This window comes from Streptomyces oceani (genome assembly GCF_001751245.1).
GTDB classification, from domain to species: domain Bacteria; phylum Actinomycetota; class Actinomycetes; order Streptomycetales; family Streptomycetaceae; genus Streptomyces; species Streptomyces oceani.
The window spans coordinates 35,897-52,853 of sequence record NZ_LJGU01000093.1 but is presented as its reverse complement, the minus strand read 5'-3'; the positions used below and the strand labels follow the sequence as shown (position 1 = coordinate 52,853).

Annotated in this window: 14 protein-coding genes and 2 pseudogenes; 5 read left to right on the top strand and 11 right to left on the bottom strand. The window is 70.1% G+C overall.

What is annotated here, in order from left to right; translation table 11 throughout:
- Positions 1-7: 7 nt before the first annotated feature.
- Positions 8-688: an endonuclease NucS gene (gene nucS / locus AN216_RS01685; RefSeq protein ID WP_070194766.1), complete on the bottom strand. Its 681-nt coding sequence runs from the start codon at positions 686-688 to the stop codon at positions 8-10.
- A gap of 224 nt (positions 689-912) precedes the next feature.
- Between nucS and AN216_RS01680 the strand changes: the two genes are divergently transcribed.
- Positions 913-1,305, top strand: coding sequence for an SCO5389 family protein (locus tag AN216_RS01680; protein ID WP_070194765.1), 393 nt, complete (start codon positions 913-915; stop codon positions 1,303-1,305).
- An 85-nt stretch (positions 1,306-1,390) separates the two neighbouring features.
- Here AN216_RS01680 and AN216_RS01675 read toward each other — a convergent pair whose 3' ends face one another.
- The 3 genes from AN216_RS01675 to AN216_RS01665 form a co-directional block, all read right to left on the bottom strand.
- Positions 1,391-2,488 (bottom strand): LLM class flavin-dependent oxidoreductase, encoded by a 1,098-nt coding sequence (locus AN216_RS01675; protein WP_070194764.1) that lies wholly within the window; start codon positions 2,486-2,488, stop codon positions 1,391-1,393.
- Between the two features lie 732 nt (positions 2,489-3,220).
- On the bottom strand, positions 3,221-4,195 hold the full coding sequence (locus AN216_RS01670) for an ABC transporter permease (protein ID WP_070194763.1): 975 nt from the start codon (positions 4,193-4,195) through the stop codon (positions 3,221-3,223).
- Complete coding sequence (locus AN216_RS01665) at positions 4,192-5,367, bottom strand: ABC transporter ATP-binding protein (RefSeq protein WP_070194762.1); 1,176 nt, start codon at positions 5,365-5,367, stop codon at positions 4,192-4,194. Before AN216_RS01665 ends, AN216_RS01670 begins: the two co-directional genes overlap by 4 nt.
- Positions 5,368-5,659: 292 nt before the next feature.
- Between AN216_RS01665 and AN216_RS29880 the strand changes: the two are divergent.
- A pseudogene (locus tag AN216_RS29880) lies at positions 5,660-5,782 on the top strand (RNA-guided endonuclease TnpB family protein); the annotation flags it as partial.
- A 242-nt stretch (positions 5,783-6,024) separates the two neighbouring features.
- Here the strand turns inward: AN216_RS29880 and AN216_RS01655 are convergent.
- From AN216_RS01655 to mce, 6 genes and pseudogenes are all read right to left on the bottom strand, one after another.
- Positions 6,025-6,804: an ABC-2 transporter permease gene (locus tag AN216_RS01655; protein WP_070194760.1), complete on the bottom strand. Its 780-nt coding sequence runs from the start codon at positions 6,802-6,804 to the stop codon at positions 6,025-6,027.
- Positions 6,805-6,807: 3 nt separating this feature from the next.
- Complete coding sequence (locus tag AN216_RS01650; RefSeq protein ID WP_070194759.1) at positions 6,808-7,845, bottom strand: ATP-binding cassette domain-containing protein; 1,038 nt, start codon at positions 7,843-7,845, stop codon at positions 6,808-6,810.
- 156 nt (positions 7,846-8,001) lie between these two features.
- A complete protein-coding gene (locus tag AN216_RS01645; protein ID WP_070194758.1) occupies positions 8,002-8,982 on the bottom strand; it encodes a coiled-coil domain-containing protein in 981 nt (326 codons plus the stop codon).
- A 29-nt stretch (positions 8,983-9,011) separates the two neighbouring features.
- A pseudogene (locus tag AN216_RS01640) lies at positions 9,012-9,176 on the bottom strand (DivIVA domain-containing protein); the annotation flags it as partial.
- A gap of 126 nt (positions 9,177-9,302) precedes the next feature.
- A complete protein-coding gene (scy, locus tag AN216_RS01635; RefSeq protein WP_070194756.1) occupies positions 9,303-12,662 on the bottom strand; it encodes a polarized growth protein Scy in 3,360 nt (1,119 codons plus the stop codon).
- Positions 12,663-12,840: 178 nt separating this feature from the next.
- The gene (gene mce / locus AN216_RS01630; RefSeq protein ID WP_070194755.1) at positions 12,841-13,284 is read right to left on the bottom strand and encodes a methylmalonyl-CoA epimerase; all 444 of its coding nucleotides are present in this window, start codon (positions 13,282-13,284) and stop codon (positions 12,841-12,843) included.
- A 132-nt stretch (positions 13,285-13,416) separates the two neighbouring features.
- Here mce and AN216_RS01625 point away from each other — a divergent pair, with 132 nt between their 5' ends.
- Both AN216_RS01625 and meaB read left to right on the top strand, forming a co-directional pair.
- Positions 13,417-14,622, top strand: a complete 1,206-nt coding sequence (locus AN216_RS01625; protein ID WP_079166122.1) for an acetyl-CoA C-acetyltransferase — start codon at positions 13,417-13,419, stop codon at positions 14,620-14,622.
- 69 nt (positions 14,623-14,691) lie between these two features.
- On the top strand, positions 14,692-15,651 hold the full coding sequence (gene meaB / locus AN216_RS01620; RefSeq protein ID WP_070194753.1) for a methylmalonyl Co-A mutase-associated GTPase MeaB: 960 nt from the start codon (positions 14,692-14,694) through the stop codon (positions 15,649-15,651).
- Positions 15,652-15,703: 52 nt separating this feature from the next.
- Here the strand turns inward: meaB and AN216_RS27950 are convergent, their stop codons facing one another.
- Positions 15,704-16,138 (bottom strand): hypothetical protein, encoded by a 435-nt coding sequence (locus AN216_RS27950; RefSeq protein WP_070194752.1) that lies wholly within the window; start codon positions 16,136-16,138, stop codon positions 15,704-15,706.
- A gap of 131 nt (positions 16,139-16,269) precedes the next feature.
- Here AN216_RS27950 and AN216_RS01610 point away from each other — a divergent pair, with 131 nt between their 5' ends.
- Complete coding sequence (locus AN216_RS01610) at positions 16,270-16,935, top strand: response regulator transcription factor (RefSeq protein WP_070194751.1); 666 nt, start codon at positions 16,270-16,272, stop codon at positions 16,933-16,935.
- Positions 16,936-16,957 lie beyond the last annotated feature (22 nt).

The following is a 16,957-nucleotide window of genomic DNA, read 5'->3' as shown; positions in this document are numbered from 1 at the left end:
CCGGCGCTCAGAACAGCCGAAGCTTGTCGTCGTCGATGCCGCGTAGTGCGTCGTAGTCGAGGGTGACGCAGGAGATCTCCCGGTCCGCGGCGAGCGTACGCGCCTGTGGCTTGATCTCCTGGGCCGCGAACACGCCTTTGACCGGGGCCAGATGGGGGTCCCGGTTGAGTAGTTCCAGATAGCGGGTGAGCTGTTCGACACCGTCGATCTCGCCACGGCGCTTGATCTCGACCGCCAGTGTGGCGCCCTCCGAGTCCCGTCCGAGGATGTCCACCGGGCCGATGGCGGTGGGGTATTCACGCCGGATCAGCGAACAGCCCTCGCCCAGTGTCTCCATGCGGTCGGCCAACAGCTCCTGGAGATGGGCCTCCACGCCGTCCTTCACCAGACCCGGATCGGTCCCCAACTCGTGCGAGGAGTCGTGGAGCACCTCGGCCAGCGTGATGATGAGCTTCTCGCCGCCCTTGTTCTCCACCGTCCACACCTGGGCCCCGGTCTCCTGCTCCGGTTCGCTCTCCTTCAGCGTGCAGGGCGGCGACATCCAGTTCAGCGGCTTGTACGCGCGGTCGTCCGCGTGTACGGAGACCGAACCGTCGGCCTTCACCAGGATCAGCCGTGGGGCGAGGGGGAGGTGGGCGGTGAGCCGGCCCGCGTAGTCGACGGAGCAGCGGGCGATGACGAGGCGCATGGTCGGTCAGGCTACTGGACGTGGGCGACGTGTGGCGACGTGGGCCCGGTGTGGAGTCGGCGCACCGAGTGGCTTGTTGTGTACGCATTCGTCTGGTGCGTCCGAAGGCGGAGGCTTACGCTACGCATCAAGGGTGTCGCCGTCCGGAATTGCGTGACCGATGGCGGGGTTCCCGGTAACAGCCGTGAGATCCCGGGGCTCCCGGGGTCGCGAGAGGAGTACTCATGTCGCTCGACGTCTCACCGGCCCTTCTCGAGCAGGCCGAGCGAGGCGAGGTCGACGAAGCGGACTTCGTCGACTGCGTCCGTACGTCCCTGCCGTACGCATGGGAAATGATCAGCTCGCTGGTGGCCCAACTCACAGTGGACGGAGGAGAGTTCGCGGACAACCAGACCCCTCCGCCAGATGAGCGGGCGCGCGGCCAGCTATTGCGCGCGCTGGCGAGTGACGCCATACGCGGGGCGCTGGAACGTCACTTCGGCGTCCGGCTGGCCTTCCAGAACTGCCATCGCGTGGCCGTCTTCCCGCTGGACGGCGCGGTCGACGACCGGCTCGCGCGGTTCACCTCCGTGCGTGGCCAACTGCTCAACCAGTCGCCCGAGATGCGCGACTGCTGAGCACCCCGCCCGACCGCCCGGCGGTCGGCCCACGGGGGAGTACGGTGTGCCGCCGCGGCTTACCGGGGCGCGGCGGCACGCCCGTTCACCGCAGAAGCGGCAGTACCTCGCTGCCCAACCGGGCCACGTTGGCCTCCGTGGCGGCGAGGTCGCCCGTACCCTCCACCAGCATGGCGAAACGGCTGATTCCGGTCAGCTCTCTGGTCTCGCTGAGGCGATCGGCGCACAACTGTGGCGGGCCCACCGGGTGCAGTTCGCACAGCAGCCGGGTGTAGTCGTCGGGGTCGCGGGGCGAGCGTTCTCGGCCGTCCACGGTCCGGTGCGCGCCCAGCCCGGTCCGGAGCCAGCCCGGCATGGTCTTGGTCAGCGACTCGACCGCGGCCTCCCGGGTGTCGTCCAACTGCACCACACCGGCGGCGACATGGTCCCGGGCGGTCCGTGCCACCGCCTCCTCGGAGTGCCCGGCCGCCAACGCCGTGCGCCACCACAGCGCCGTCATCCCGGCCTTCTCCTCGTTTCCGCAGTGCATGCCCACCAGCATGGGAAGTCGACGCCGCGCGGCCAGTCGTACGGTGCCGGGAGAGGTGCAGGCCACCACGACCGGTGGCGCATTGTCCGTGTGGGTGTGGGTGTGGGCGTGGGCGGGTCTCGGCGGGGCGCCCTCGGCGGGCCCGGCAGTCGCCTCGACCCGGTCGTCCGGCCTGGGCACCACCGGGACCGTACGGAAGCGGTAGCGTGCGCCGTCCGCCCCGACCTGCGGTTCCCGCAGCCAGCGCAGCAGTAGGTCGAGAGCCTCCGGGAAGCCGTGCTCGTACGCCTCCGCGCCGCCGCCGAAGACCTCCAGGTCGATCCAGGGGCCACCTCTGCCCACCCCCAGCGTGAAGCGTCCGTCCGCGGTGAGATGGAGCAGCGCGGCCTGCTCGCCCAGGGCGACGGGATGCGCGTTCGGCAGCACGCTCACCGCGGTGCCCACCCCGATGCTCCTCGTCCGCCCAAGCAGTAACGCGGCGAGCGTCACCGCCGACGGGCAGGTGCCGTACGGGACGAAGTGGTGCTCGGCCAGCCACACCGCGTCCAGGCCCGCTCGCTCCGCTTCCTCCGCCGACCGCACGGCCCGGTGCAGCGCCTCCTGATGGCCCTGCCCGGGAAACTGCGCCGCCAGGACGAAAGCTCCAACGCGCATCCGGTTCCGCCTCCTCATGCCCGGCTCGTGCTCCCCAACGGCACCAACGCGCCCGCTCGGACAAAGGCACGGGTACCTGGAAAACGCCGCTCGGGGGAGTGGTCGTGGCAGGGTGCGTACGCTGGACGGGGAGGTCGGTGCCGCGACTCGGTCGCGTACCAGCACCAGTTGTCCAGCCCCGTGATCCCGTCCCAACCACAGTGACCCCGGCCCCGCCGAGTGAGGTGTCCCGTGTCTCCGCGTCGAAACCGTCCTCCCCGCGCCAGCGACAGGCCACTCGGGCGTGCTGACCGCGACACCGAGCCGGGCCGGTCGTACGGTCTGGAGCGGGTCGATGAGTGGCGCGGCGAGGAATGGCTCGTACGGCCGGTCGGCGGGGGCGCGGCAGGCAAGCGCTACCGATGTCCCGGATGTGACCAGGAGATCCCTGCGGGGGTGGCGCATGTGGTGGCGTGGGCGCGGCACGGGCCGGTGGACGACCGCAGGCACTGGCACACGTCCTGCTGGAACGCTAGGGAGCGCAGAGGCGCGCGGGTCCGGCGCTCGCGCGACGCTCCGCGCTACTGAGCCCAGCCGGGGGCCGCTGGAGCTCTGACGTGGCGGATCAGCTGAAGTGGTCGAGTGACGGAAGCGGTTGGGAAGTCCGCGGGTCGCCTCGTAGCACGAACCGGGTGGCGACGCGTCGATCCACGCGTCGCCACCCGGTCATGGCCATCGACCTGGACGGACGGGTCAGACGTCCCGAGAGGTGAGCATGGCGTACGCGCCAATCAGCGCCGCGACCGTCACCCCGGCCAGCAGGCCGAGATGGCCGGTGCCGGAGAGTGCCGCGTCACCCGGCAGCATGGGCGTCCCGAAGAGGGTGGAGAGGCCGTTCATCGGGGAGTACTCGAGAAGCGCCTCGGCGGTGTCCTTCAGGCCGGTACCGAGCATGATCGAGCCCGCGATCGGCGGTACGAGGATCACGCCCAGCATGGTGGTGATCGCTCCGGCGGAGTGCCGCAGCATCGCGCCGATCGCCAGGGCCAGCAGTCCGATCAGTGCGACGTAGAGACCCGCGCCGACGGTGGCATCCAGCCACTCGTCGCTGGTGGCGATCAGCTTGCCGTTCTCCACCGAGTCCTGCCGGTCCTCCGGAAGGCTGGCTGGGTCGACCTGCTGGCCGCCGACCATGGATGACTGGATCATCGCGGTGAGCGTGCTGGCCAGGGTCGTGGTCACGAACGCGACGAAGAAGAAGACGAGCGACTTGGCCAGCAGCATCCGGCCACGGCTCGAGCTCGCGGCGAGCGTGGTGCGGATCATGCCGGTGCCGTACTCCGAGCTGATCACCAGTACGCCCAGGGTGATCACGCAGATCTGTCCGAGGAGCAGCCCGAACTGTCCGCCGGCGAGCACCGGGGTCGTGCCGCCGTCGCTCGACCCCAGCGCCATCGCGGTCAACAGGCCGATGCCGACGACCAGCAGGAACATCACGGCCAGCGTCCACATGGTGGAGCGCACCGTGCGGATCTTCGTCCACTCGGACAGCAGGGAATGGCCGAGATGGGTCTTCTTGACGGGTATGGGGGAGGTGTAGCCGGCGACCTGTGCACCGGGAGCCGGCGCGCCCCCGGGTGGTCCGGACTGCTGCCCGACCGGGAAGCCCGGACCCTGGGACGAATCCTGCACGGGTGCGCCCGGCTGGTACTGCTGCGGCGTGCTCATCGGTGGTCCTCAGGATTGGTCGGGGCACTCGGTGCGGTCTGTGGTGGTGCGGGCTGCTGGCCCTGCGGCGGGTAGTAGCCCTGCCAGCCGGAAGCACCGGCGTACGGCTGCTGTGGGGGTGCGCCGGCGTGACCGTAGGGCGCACCCATCGGCTGCTGTCCGGGCGGGAGGGCGCCGTTGCCGTACGGCATGCCGCCCTGCTGGGCGTATCCGGGGGCGGGCTGCGCGACCTGTTGCAGCCCCGAGCGTTGGTCCTCGGTCGACCGGTAGTCCACCGCGCCCTGGGTCAGCCGCATGTACGCCTCCTCCAGCGACGCCTGGTGAGGAGACAGTTCCCAGAGGCGTACGTCCGCCGCGTGCGCCAGGTCGCTGATGCGGGGCAGCGGCAACCGGGACACCTTCAGCGCGCCGTCCTCCTCGCTCTCCACGAGCGCTCCGGCCTCGCCCAGCGTCGACACGAGCTTCTCGCGCTGCTGTTGGTCGCCCTCAGGGGTGCGAACCCGGGCGAAGTCAACGGAGTTCTGCGAGATGAACTCGGACACCGAGGTGTCCGCCATCAGCTGGCCGCGACCGATGACGATCAGGTGGTCGGCGGTCTGGGCCATCTCGCTCATGAGGTGGCTGGAGACGAAGACCGTACGGCCCTCGGCGGCCAGTTTCTTCATGAGGTTCCGCACCCACAGGATGCCTTCCGGGTCGAGCCCGTTGACCGGCTCGTCGAACAGCAGCACGTGCGGGTCGCCCAGCAGCGCGGCGGCGATGCCCAGCCGTTGCCCCATGCCCAGGGAGAATCCCCCGGAGCGCTTGCGCCCGACGTCCTGCAGGCCGACGACGCCCAGCACCTCGTCCACTCGCCGGGAGGGAATTCCGGCCAGTTGGGCCAGTGTGAGCAGGTGGTTGCGTGCGTTACGGCCGCCGTGGATGGACTTGGCGTCCAGCAGTGCTCCCACCTGTCGGGCGGCGTTCGGCAGTTGTCGAAAGGTGCGCCCGCCGATCGTGACCTGACCGGCACTCGGCGCGTCCAGCCCCAGGATCATCCGCATGGTGGTGGACTTCCCGGAGCCGTTCGGGCCGAGGAAGCCGGTGACGGAACCAGGTCGTACTTGGAAGGAAAGGTTGTAGACGGCCGTCTTGGCGCCGTAGCGCTTCGTGAGGCCGTGCGCCTCGATCATCGGATTCCTTTCGTGGATGCCCTCGCCTTCAAGCGGGGGGAGGAAACGAAACTCCCGCGGAGCAGGGCAAGGGGCGGTGTTTCGCCGCTAGGGCGAAAGATCGTGCTTTGACCCGAAGGTTTGGTCTTCACCGCCGTCTCGCAAATGTGTGAGCGTGGCCACGGCGCAGGTGTGGGCGCGGCGGGAGCGGGTCAACCACGACCAGGCCTCGGCGCTGCTGACGGCGTGGAAGAAGACCGGGGAGCTGGCCTGCTTGAACGAGAAGTCCCGGGCCTCGGCCGAGTACACGACCAGCGCGAGGAACCTCCTGGCCGCCGGGCTGGCGGTGTCGGCCTGTGGAGCCGGTGTAAGACCTCAACGGAGCACTCCGGGCGGACAGTCGGCGATGAAGCAGGAAACCCCACGGCGCGAGCCGCAGGACTCTCCCTCGTCTACGAGGGGGAAGAGGTCAATCTTGCCCCCTGTACGCAGTTCGTCAGGTCGCTCGGGGCAGAAGGCGCCCCACGACACGGTTAGGGAGGCTACAAGGGGGGTGCGTGGTTCCGCCAACAGCGGGTGGGATGTGTGGTAGTTCCGTGGAGGTCTGTACGGGCCCACTGGCCAGGCATGGCAAGGCACCTCACGCGAGCACCGTGGTGGCCGGCTGAGCCCGCGGACTCAAGCGTCTCGCTGGCGCAGCACGGCGTATCCCGCGACCAGTGCGGCGATCACCCAACCGCACATGATCAACAATCCGCCCCAGGGACCGTACGGACGGTCACCGCCACCCATGCTTCCCTCGACCACGGACATGATCATCGTGCCGGCCTGGTCAGGCAGATACTGTGCGACGTCCTTGGTCGCCTCCACTCCGCCGAGGATGTTGGAGATCAGGAAGAAGAAGGGCATCAGGATGCCGAACGCCAGCAGTGGACTACGGAGTACGAAGGCCACGCCCATGGTGAACAGCGCCATCAACGTCATGTAGAGGCCGCCCCCGATCACCGCCCGCAGGACGTTCGGCTCGTCGAGGGTGGTGCCGTAGCGGCCGAGCAGCTCCTGGCCGAGGAGGAAGGTGGTGAAACTCGTCACCATGCCGACGGCCAGAACGAGCAGGGTGGCCACGATGATCTTGCAGGCCATGAAGGTGCCGCGCTGCGGCACCGCTCCGAGGGAGCTGCGGATCATGCCGGTGCTGTATTCGCCGGACACCACCAGCACGCCGAAGGCGATCATCGCCAGTTGGCCGAGGGTCATGCCGGAGAAGCTGACGAAGGTCGGATCGAAGGTGGCCTTCTGCTCGACCGGCATGTCGGCGTAACTGGACTCCGTGAAGACGCAGATCAGCGCCGACAGTCCCACCGTCACGGCGAAGGCGCTGGCCAGCGTCCACAGCGTGGACCTGACCGAACGCACCTTGGTCCATTCCGACCGGAGCACCCGTGTGGTGTGTGCCATGGCTCAGCGTCCCTCCTTCCAGCCCTCGCCCCAGCCCCGGCCGGTGTCGCCCGGCGGCGCGGTGGCGTCGCCCGGCGAAGGAGCCGTCGGGCCCGCGGGTGGTCCGGCACCGGCCGCTCGCTCGGCCTCCCGCCCGCCCGCGTGCGCGTGGTACTCCACGGAACCCGCGGTCAGACGCATGAACGCCTCCTCCAGGGATGCCTGCTGCGGGCTCAGTTCATGGAGCACCAGCTGGTGCCGGGCTGCCAGCTCGCCGAGCCGCGCGGCCGAGGTGTTCTCGATCTCCATGGCGCCGTCCGCTGTCGGCACCGGCGTGATGCCCTCGCCACGCAGGATGTCCCGGGCCCGCTCGGGCTCCGGCGTGCGCAGGCGGACGTACGTCCGGGAGTTGTCGGCGATGAAGCCGGCCATCGAGGTGTCCGCCATCAGCCGCCCCTGGCCGATGACGATGAGGTGTTCCGCGGTCTGGGCCATCTCGCTCATGAGGTGGCTGGAGACGAAGACCGTACGGCCCTCGGCGGCCAACCGCTGCATGAGGGTCCGCACCCAGTGGATGCCTTCCGGGTCCAGGCCGTTCACCGGCTCGTCGAACATCAGGATGCTGGGATCACCGAGCAGCGCGGCGGCGATGCCGAGGCGTTGGCCCATGCCGAGGGAGAAACCCTTGGGGCGTTTGTGCGCGACGGACGTGAGGCCGACCGTGTCCAGCACCTCGGTCACCCGGCGCTCGGGGATGCCGTTGCTCTGGGCCAGGCAGAGCAGGTGGTTGTGGGCGGTACGGCCGCCGTGCACCGACTTCGCCTCGAGCAGCGCGCCGATGTAGTTCAGCGGGTCCCGCAGCTGGTCGTAACGCTTCCCGTCGATCCGCACGTGACCACCGGACGGACTGTCCAGGCCGATCATCATGCGCATGGTGGTGGACTTGCCCGCGCCGTTCGGCCCGAGGAAGCCGGTGACCACGCCGGGGCGCACCGAGAAGCTCAGGCGGTCGACGGCGGTCTTCGTACCGAACCGCTTCGTCAGCCCTTCCAGCTCGATCATACGACTACGCTACGTGGTCGACAGGCTACAGTCCACCGGAGCGGCCCCGTCCGGTCGTCTCTGGACAACCGGACGGGGCCGCTCCGATGGCGTCCGGCGGCTCAGCGGTGGCTGGGCGCCCGGACCATCGACGGGATCGGCGAACCGCCGAAGCCGTCAGCGGGACTGCTGGGCGGGCACCTGTTTGGTGGCCGCCTGCTCGCCGGATCCGGTCTCGGTCTCGGCGGCGGTCGCCCCCTCCTCGTCGGCCGGCTGCCCGGCCGCGGCCACGGCGGCGCCGGTGAGGGTGGCCAGCATCTCCCGGACGTTGGTCAGCTGCGCGTTGATGCTGTCCCGCCGGTTGGTCAGCGCGGCCAGCTCCCGCTCGGACTCGCTGCGCACCCGGTCCGCCTTGGCGTTGGCGTCCGCCACGATGTCCTCGGCCTGCCGCTGCGCGGTCTCCACGGTCTGCCGGGCACGCCGCTCCGCGTCCGTACGCAGCTTCTCGGCCTCCAGCCGCAGCTGCTCCGCGCGGTGCTCGATCTCCGCCAGCCGCTTCTCGGCCTTCGCCTGACGCGAGGCCAGGTCGCGCTCGGACTGCTCCCGCCGCTTGGCGAGGTTCGTCTCGAAGTCCGCGGCCGCCTGGGCGGCCTTGGCCCGGGTGTCCTCGAAGAGGGAGTCAGCCTCCTCTCGCTTCGACTGGGCGTCCTTCTCGGCGTCGTCCCGGAGTTGGGCCGCCTCGGTCTTCGCCTCCTCGACGATCTGCGCGCCGTCGGCCTCGGCCTTCTGCTTGCGTTCGGTGGCGAACGCCTCGGCGTCGTTCCGGACCTGTTGGGCCGCGCCCTCGGCGAGTTCGCGGTGTTGCTCCGCGGCCCGCCGCGCCTCCTCCCGCAGATCCTTGGCCTCCTCCTCGGCGAGGCGGAGGATCTTCTCGACCCGGGCGCCCAGACCGGCGTACGACGGCTCTGAGTCGTTGACCTGAGCCTGGGCGTTCTGGGTCTCGAGGTGGAGTTCCTCGATGCGCTTTTCCAGAGAGGTGATGCGGGCCAGTGCGCTGTCACGGTCGGCGACGAGCTTCGTGATGCGGTCGTCCACCTGTCCGCGGTCGTAGCCACGTCGAACGAGCTCGAAGCCGAACGGGGAGGAAGTGTCGCTCATGGGGTTCCTGTCGGGTCAGACGGGTTATCAGACTGCGTCTCGAGGTGGAGTTCCTCGATGCGCTTTTCCAGAGAGGTGATGCGGGCCAGTGCGCTGTCGTGATCGGCGACGAGCTTCCGGACGTGGTCGTCCACCTGTTCGCGGTCGTAGCCACGCCGTACGACGTCGAAGCCGAACGGGGAAGTGTCGCTCATGGGATTCCTGTTGGGGTCAGACGGGTTATCAGACGGGGGAGTCTCGGGGGGAATCCTAGGGGGCTTTGCGGCGTGTCATCGAGCTAATGCCCGTTTGTTCTGGAGAATGTGCGCACGTTCGAGTGGCTACCCATCAGAAGACTTGCCACTCGTGCGTGTCGTGCCTGCGGCAACACCGGCCTTGACACTGCCGTTTGAGCCGGAGTCCGTGCCCGAGCCAGCCTTCTTGCCGCCACCGGCGGCTCCGGAGCCGCCGGCGCCGCCCGACTCGAAGGACTCCAGCGCCTCAAGGACGTCCTGCACTCGCGAGATCTCGGTGTTGATGTCCTCCTGACGCCGCTCCAGCACCTCCAGTTCCCGGCGGCCCGAGTCGACCGTCTGCTGTGCCTCGACCGTGGCCTCGTCCCGGATCTGCTCAGCCTCCCGCAGGAGTTCGGCCCGCTTCTGCTCGGCCTCCTTCAGCAGCCCCTCGGCCTTCTTGACCGCGGCGATCCGCACCTTGCTCGCCTCGGAACCCGCCTCGGACACCATCGCGGAAGACTTCTCCTCGGCGTCCGCCAACTGCTCCTCGGCCGCCTTCACCAGCTTGTCGCAGCGCTCCCCGGCCGACTGCATGGCCTCGGCGGCCTCCCGCCGCGCCCGCTCGTGCAGTTGCTCGACCTCCCTCTCGGCACGCGTACGCAACTCCTCGGCGCGCTCCCGTACGGCCACGGCGTCGTTTCGCGCCTCGTCCAGCATGGTGTCCGAGTCGGCACGTGCCTTCTCGACCAGTTCCCGGCCCTCGGCCTGTGCCTCGGCCAACAGCCGGTCGGCTTCCCGGCGGGCGGCACTGACCATGCTGTCCGACTGCTTCTCGGCCTCGGTGGTGGTGTTGCTCGCTTCCTCCCGGGCCTGGTTCAACAGCTGGTCGGCCTGCTCGGCGGCCTCCGAGCGCTTCTTCGACGCGTCCTCCCGTGCCTCGTCCCGGAGTTCGTCGGCGGCCGTACGGACGCGCTCTGCCTCGGCCTTCGCCTCCGTGACCGTACGCTCCGCCGACTCCCGTGCCGAGTCCGCCTCTTCGCGGGCCTCCCGGCGCAGCGTGGCCGCGTCCGCCTCCGCGGACGAACGCTGCTCGGCGATCTCCGCCTCGGCCTGCTCACGCAGTCCGGAGACCGAGTCCCGCACCTGCTGTGCGGTCTCCTCCGCGGACGCCAACAGCTCGGCGGCTCGGCGTTCGGCCTGCTCCACCAGGTGCGCCGACTCCGTCTGCGCCTCCTCGACCCGCTCCCGCGCCGAGGACAACAGCTCCTCGCTCTGCTCCCGTGCCGAGGTCCGCTCCCGGTGTGCCTCCTCCCGAGCCTCCGACAGCAGCTGCTCCGCCTCCCGGCGCCGCCGGGCCGCCTCCTCCTGTGCCGCGGCCAGTGCCTCGGCCGCCTCCGTGCTCGTACGCTCCGCCGCGGCGTCCGCCTCGGCACGCACCCGGTCAGCGGTCTCCTGCGCTTCCTGACGCAGCCGCTCCGCTTCCGTGGCGGCTTCGGTACGCAGCTGTACGGCCACCGCCTCGCCGTCCGCACGGCTCTGCGAAGCGTCCGAGGTGGCCTCGTTCCGCAGCCGCTCGCTCTCCTCCTCGGCCTGCCGCTGGAGTGTCTGCCGGCGCTCGGCCGCCTCCTCCCGTAGCCGCTCGACCTCGGTACGACACTCCTCCCGCAGCCGGTCCGCCTCGGTCCGCGCCTCGCGCAGTGCCTCCTCGGCGGCCTCGGACTGCGCCGCCGCCTCCGAGCGCAGCCGCTCCAGCTCGCGCTCGGTCTCCGACCGGCGATCCACCGCTGCCTGTTCGGCGTCGTCCCGGATGCGCTGCGCCGCCTCGTCCGCCTCCGTACGGGTCCGCCCGGCCTGCTCCTCCGCGCCGCCGCGCAGCTCCTCGGCCTCCGTACGCGCCCGCTCCAGCGCCTCCTCGGCCTGCTTGCGCAGAGCGGTGGCCCGCTCGATGGCCTCCGTACGGACGCGTTCGCTCTCCGTGCTGGCGTCGCCCCGCATGTCCTCGGCGTCGGCCTTGGCCTTGGCCAGCAGTTCCTCGGAGCTGGTTGCCGCCTCCTCGATCTGCTGGACGGCGTCCCGCCGGGCCTCCCCGCGAATCCGCTCGCCCTCTTCGACCGCCTCGCCGCGCAGCTGCTCCGCCTCACCCCGCAACCGGCGGGCCTCCTCCTGGAGTTCGACGGTCTTGGCGCGGTAGTCCTTGGTGTCGTCCTTGGCGGCGCCCTTCAGCTCCTCCGCGGTGTCGTGCGCCTCGGAACGCAGCCGGTCGGCCTCCTCCTCGGCCTCGACCCGCAGCCGCTCCGCCTCCTCGGCCGCCGCCTTGGTGGTGGCCTGGGCGTCCTCCGCCGCCTTGTTCAGCACGTCCTCGGCCGTACGCGCCGCCTCCGCGAGCTGGTTCGCGGACTCCTCGGCGGTGCGGGTCCTGGCCTCCTCGCGCGCCTCCGCGACCAGCCGTTCGGCCTCGGAACGGGCGTCCGCGCGCAGCTGCTCGGCTTCCGCCCGGATGCTCTCGGACTCCTCGGTGGCCGTCCCGACCAAGCGGGCGACCTCGCTCTTGGCCGTACGAATCCGCTGCTCGTTCGTGGACTCGGTGTCGACCAGCTTCCGCTCGGCCTCCTCCCGGGCCTCCTCCAGGGTGCTCGCTGCCTCCGTACGCGCCTCCCGGAGGGCCGCCTCAGCCTCCTGCGACCGCTGCTCGGCGCGGCGTACCAGCTCCGCGGCCTCCCGCCGAACGTTCTCGCTCTCCGTGCTGGCGTCGCTGCGCAGCGTCTCGGCCTGGTCGGTGGCCTCCTGGGCCTGTTCCGAGGCGGTGGTCAGCAGTCGCTCGGCGTCCGCGCGGGCCCGGCGGAGCAGCGCCTCGGCCTCGGCTCGGGCGGACTCGGCCTCGTTGTTCAGCCGGCTGCGGGACTCCTCCGCCAGCCGCTGCGCCTCGGCACGCGCGCTGGCCAGGGACTGCTCGGCCTCCTCCCGGGTCTCCTCCATGAGGCGCCGAGCCTGCTGCTCGGTTCGGGTGCGCAGCTGCTCGGCCCACGCGACGTTGTCGTTGACGTGCGACTCGACGGTGCTGCGACGCTCGGAGAGTTCCTGGTCGAGCTGCTGGCGCCGGCGTACGGCCTCCGCGTGCAGCTCGGACTCGAGTTGGGACTGCCGCTCGGCCTGTTCCTGGAGCAGCCGCTGAGTCTGCGCGCGGACGTCGCGCAGCTCGCGTTCGGCGTCCGCCCGCAGCTGGTCGGCCTGGAGTTGGGCGTTGTGCAGCAGCTGCTCGGCCTGCTGGGAGAGGTTGTCGTATCCCGCGGGTCGGAAGGCGAGGGCGCGACGTGCCTCGTGCAGCTTGGCGCGCAGCACCTCCACCTGGTAGCCGAGGTCGTCGGCGTGCTCGACGGCCTTCTCGCGCTCTTTCCGGAGGCGCTCCATCTCGGCCTCGAACTGCGAGAGGTGGTCGTCAGCCTCGTAGCGGTCGTAGCCCCGCACTGCGCGGTCCCATCCGTCCCCTGGTCGTTGTGAAGTGAACTGGCTCCATCCCCGGCCCCCGTGCACGGGAAATGGTGTCAGATCATCGGCGGAACATGGACCGAGCGCAGCCCGGAATACTCCCAAGATCTCGGAGAGTCCGCCCCGACCGCTACTCTACCGGCCGTGGAAGCGGACGTCAGTGGTCCGTTGCCGTGGAGTGGCCCGCTGACGTCACCAGTTCGGTCAGCACGCCGTGGCAGTCCTTGGGGTGCAGGAAGGTGATCCGGGAGTCCATGGAGCCACGGCGGGGGTTGTCGTACAACACCCGTACGCCCTTGTCCCGGATGCCCTCCGAGTCGGTGTCCACGTCCGCGGTGCCGAAGGCGATGTGGTGCACCCCCTCGCCGTTCTTGTCCAGCCACTTGGCGACGGTGGAGTCCGCCCGCACCGGCTCCAGCAACTGGATGTACGAGGCGCCACCGTCGTCTGTGCCGTTGATCCGCAGCATGGCCTCGCGGACGCCCTGGTCCTCGTTGACCTCGGTGTGGAAGACCTCGAAGCCGTAGGTGGCACGGTAGAACTCAGCAGTCGTGTCCAGATCGAAACAAGCGATCCCGATGTGATCAATACGTGTCAACATGCAGACAGTGCAACGGTTCCCCTGTGATTACGCAACGTGCGCACGGTCACAGTGACATACCGGTGACCCGTCGGCGTACCGCTCAGTATCTTGGAGATAACCCTCGTTAACTTCCCGCTGGAAGGGAACCTCATGTCTGCTACGTCCAGCAGTACCACTTCCGTGATCGTCTCCGGCGCTCGTACGCCCATGGGGCGAATGCTCGGGTCACTGCAACCATTCTCCGGGGCTGACCTGGGCGGATTCGCGATCAAGGCCGCCTTGGAGCGGGCCGGTGTCAGCGGCGAGCAGGTCGAGTACGTGATCATGGGCCAGGTGCTCCAGGCCGGGGCGGGGCAGATCCCGGCGCGGCAGGCGGCCGTGCGGGCCGGCATCCCGATGGACGTCCCGGCGCTGACCGTGAACAAGGTGTGCCTCTCCGGGCTCGACGCCATCGCGCTGGCGGACCAACTCGTACGCGCCGGGGAGTTCGACGTCGTCGTCGCCGGTGGACAGGAGTCCATGACCAACGCGCCGCACCTGCTGCCCGGTTCCCGGGCCGGGTACAAGTACGGCGCGGTGGAGGTGCTCGACTCCATGGCCCACGACGGGCTCACCGACTCCTTCGAGCAGGTGGCGATGGGCGAGTCGACGGAGAAGCACAACAGCCGCCTGGGCATCCGCCGGGCCGAGCAGGACGAGATCGCCGCCGCCTCGCACCAGCGGGCAGCCGCCGCGCGGGAGAACGGAACCCTCGCGGCCGAGATCACCCCGGTCGAGATCCCGCAGCGGCGCGGTGAACCGCTCGTGTTCGACCAGGACGAGGGCATTCGTCCGGACACCACCGTGGAGTCCCTCGGCAAGTTGCGGCCCGCCTTCGCCAAGGACGGCACCATCACCGCCGGTTCCGCCTCGCAGATCTCGGACGGCGCCGCAGCTGTGCTCGTGATGAGCCGCGCACGGGCCGAGGATCTGGGCCTGGAGTGGATCGCGGAGATCGGGGCTCACGGCAACGTCGCCGGTCCCGACAACTCGCTCCAGTCCCAGCCGTCCAACGCCATTCAGCACGCCCTGAAGAAGGACGGCCTGGCGGTCGACGATCTCGACCTGGTGGAGATCAACGAGGCGTTCGCGGCGGTCTGTGTGCAGTCGGTCAAGGACCTCGGCATTCCGGCGGAGAAGGTGAACGTCAACGGCGGCGCCATCGCCCTGGGTCACCCGATCGGCATGTCCGGCGCCCGCATCCTGCTGCACCTGGCGCTCGAACTGCGGCGGCGCGGTGGTGGTACGGGCGCCGCCGCGCTGTGTGGCGGTGGCGGTCAGGGCGACGCGCTGATCCTGCGCGTCCCCGGGAAGTGACCGATCACCCGGACTGACTCCGGGCTGACCCCAGGTTGACCAGGTGCGGAACGGTAAGGAGCAGGGCTGATGGTGGACGTCGCCCAGTTGGTGACACAGGCGCGGGAAGGTCGACCACGAGCCGTGGCTCGGCTGATCTCGCTGGTGGAGGGTGCGGCACCGCAGCTGCGCGAGGTGATGGCCGCGCTCGCCCCGCGCTGCGGCAACGCGTACGTCGTCGGGCTCACCGGCGCGCCCGGTGTCGGCAAGTCGACGTCCACCTCCGCGCTCGTCTCCGCGTACCGGCGGGCCGGAAGGCGGGTCGCCGTGCTGGCGGTCGACCCGTCCTCGCCGTTCTCCGGAGGGGCGCTGCTGGGTGACCGCGTGCGGATGAGCGAACACGCCTCGGACCCCGGCGTCTACATCCGCTCCATGGCGACCCGCGGCCACCTCGGCGGACTGGCCTGGGCGGCGCCACAGGCGATCCGGGTGCTGGACGCGGCCGGCTTCGACGTGATCATCGTCGAGACGGTCGGCGTCGGTCAGTCCGAGGTGGAGATCGCCGCCCAAGCGGACACCAGCGTGGTGTTGTTGGCCCCCGGCATGGGGGACGGCATCCAGGCGGCCAAGGCGGGCATCCTGGAGATCGGCGACGCGTATGTGGTGAACAAGGCCGACCGGGATGGCGCCGACGCCACGGTCCGCGAGCTGAACCACATGCTCGGCCTGGGCGAGGCCCGCGCTCCTGGGGACTGGCGGCCTCCCATCGTCAAGACGGTCGCCGCCCGCGACCAGGGAGTCGACGAGGTGATCGAGGCACTGGACAAGCACCGGGCCTGGATGGAGGAGCACGGGGTCCTGGCCGAACGGCGTTCCAAGCGTGCCGCGCGCGAGGCGGAGACCATCGCGCTGACCACACTCCGGGAGCGGATCGGCGAACTACGCGGTGGCCGGCGCCTGGACGCCCTTGCGGAACGCATCGTCAGCGGCTCGCTGGATCCGTACGCCGCGGCGGACGAGTTGATCGCCGGGCTCACCGGGGTCGACTGACCGGGGCCCGGCCGGTACGGACCGTACCGGCCAGGCGCCGCGCTTGCAGGGGTTAGTCGCGGTCGTCGTCCCGGTCGTCCCGGTCGTCGCGGTCGTCCTTGTCGTCGTCCCGGTCGTCGCGGTCGTCGTCGCGGTCGTCCTTGTCGTCGTCCCGGTCGTCCCGGTCATCGCGGTCGTCGCGGTCGTCGCGGTCGTCGCGGTCGTCGCGGTCGTCCCGGTCGTCCCGGTCGTCGTGGTCGTCCTTGTCGTCGTCCCGGTCGTCCCGGTCGTCGCGGTCGTCGCGGTCGTCGCGGTCGTCGCGGTCGTCCCGGTCGTCCTTGTCATCATCCGTCGCCGACGATCGCGAGTCGCTCTGACTGCTGTTCGTCCGCTCCTGGTCGCCGTCGTCATCGGTGGCGACGGCAGCCGCCGTCCCTCCTACCGCCAGCGTGCCGGCGGCGACCGCGGCGATGAGCAGATTCCGCCTGCGGGCGAGTCCACGGGACATGGTGACTCCGTTTCGTAGCGTTTCGCCCCGACCTGCTGGCCGGTGACATGCTCCAAACTCGCAGCCGGATGCTGAAGCCAACCTGAAGGCACCTGAAGATCAGTTCAGCTTGCGTCGGGCAAGCTGGAGGCATGCGCCTGCTGATCGTGGAGGACGAACGCCGACTGGCCGTATCGCTCGCCCGCGGCCTGACGGCCGAGGGCTTCGCGGTCGACGTGGTGCACGACGGAGTCGAGGGACTGCACCGGGCCACCGAGGGAAGCTACGACCTGATCATCCTCGACATCATGCTGCCCGGCATGAACGGCTACCGCGTGTGCGCGCGGCTCCGGGCGGCCGACGACTGGACACCTGTCCTGATGCTGACCGCCAAGGACGGTGAGTACGACGAGGCAGAAGGTCTGGACACGGGCGCTGACGACTACCTGACCAAGCCGTTCTCGTACGTCGTCCTGCTGGCGCACGTACGCGCGCTGCTGCGCCGGCGCTCCCGGGCGGGAACTCCCGTCCTCCGACTCGGCGAACTCCTCGTCGACCCGGCCGCTCGGCGGGTGTGGGTCGGTGCCCGCGAGATCAGCCTGACCAGCAAGGAGTTCGCGGTGCTGGAGCAACTGGCGACGCGTGCCGGGGAGGTCGTCTCCAAGGCGGAGATCCTGGAGCACGCCTGGGACTTCGCCTACGAGGGGGATGTGAACATCGTCGAGGTGTACGTCAGCGCGTTGCGGCGAAAGCTCGGCGCCGGGTGGATCAGCACCGTTCGGGGCGCTGGTTACCGGCTGGTGGACGCCGGTGCGTAGGCGTTCCGTACGTACCCGGGCG

Bases quoted from the DNA above. Each gene is read 5' to 3' on its own strand.
- nucS (WP_070194766.1), bottom strand. From the start codon at position 688: ATGCGCCTCGTCATCGCCCGCTGCTCCGTCGACTACGCGGGCCGGCTC.
- AN216_RS01680 (WP_070194765.1), top strand. From the start codon at position 913: ATGTCGCTCGACGTCTCACCGGCCCTTCTCGAGCAGGCCGAGCGAGGC.
- AN216_RS01675 (WP_070194764.1), bottom strand. From the start codon at position 2,488: ATGCGCGTTGGAGCTTTCGTCCTGGCGGCGCAGTTTCCCGGGCAGGGC.
- AN216_RS01670 (WP_070194763.1), bottom strand. From the start codon at position 4,195: ATGAGCACGCCGCAGCAGTACCAGCCGGGCGCACCCGTGCAGGATTCG.
- AN216_RS01665 (WP_070194762.1), bottom strand. From the start codon at position 5,367: ATGATCGAGGCGCACGGCCTCACGAAGCGCTACGGCGCCAAGACGGCC.
- AN216_RS01655 (WP_070194760.1), bottom strand. From the start codon at position 6,804: ATGGCACACACCACACGGGTGCTCCGGTCGGAATGGACCAAGGTGCGT.
- AN216_RS01650 (WP_070194759.1), bottom strand. From the start codon at position 7,845: ATGATCGAGCTGGAAGGGCTGACGAAGCGGTTCGGTACGAAGACCGCC.
- AN216_RS01645 (WP_070194758.1), bottom strand. From the start codon at position 8,982: ATGAGCGACACTTCCTCCCCGTTCGGCTTCGAGCTCGTTCGACGTGGC.
- mce (WP_070194755.1), bottom strand. From the start codon at position 13,284: ATGTTGACACGTATTGATCACATCGGGATCGCTTGTTTCGATCTGGAC.
- AN216_RS01625 (WP_079166122.1), top strand. From the start codon at position 13,417: ATGTCTGCTACGTCCAGCAGTACCACTTCCGTGATCGTCTCCGGCGCT.
- meaB (WP_070194753.1), top strand. From the start codon at position 14,692: ATGGTGGACGTCGCCCAGTTGGTGACACAGGCGCGGGAAGGTCGACCA.
- AN216_RS27950 (WP_070194752.1), bottom strand. From the start codon at position 16,138: ATGTCCCGTGGACTCGCCCGCAGGCGGAATCTGCTCATCGCCGCGGTC.
- AN216_RS01610 (WP_070194751.1), top strand. From the start codon at position 16,270: ATGCGCCTGCTGATCGTGGAGGACGAACGCCGACTGGCCGTATCGCTC.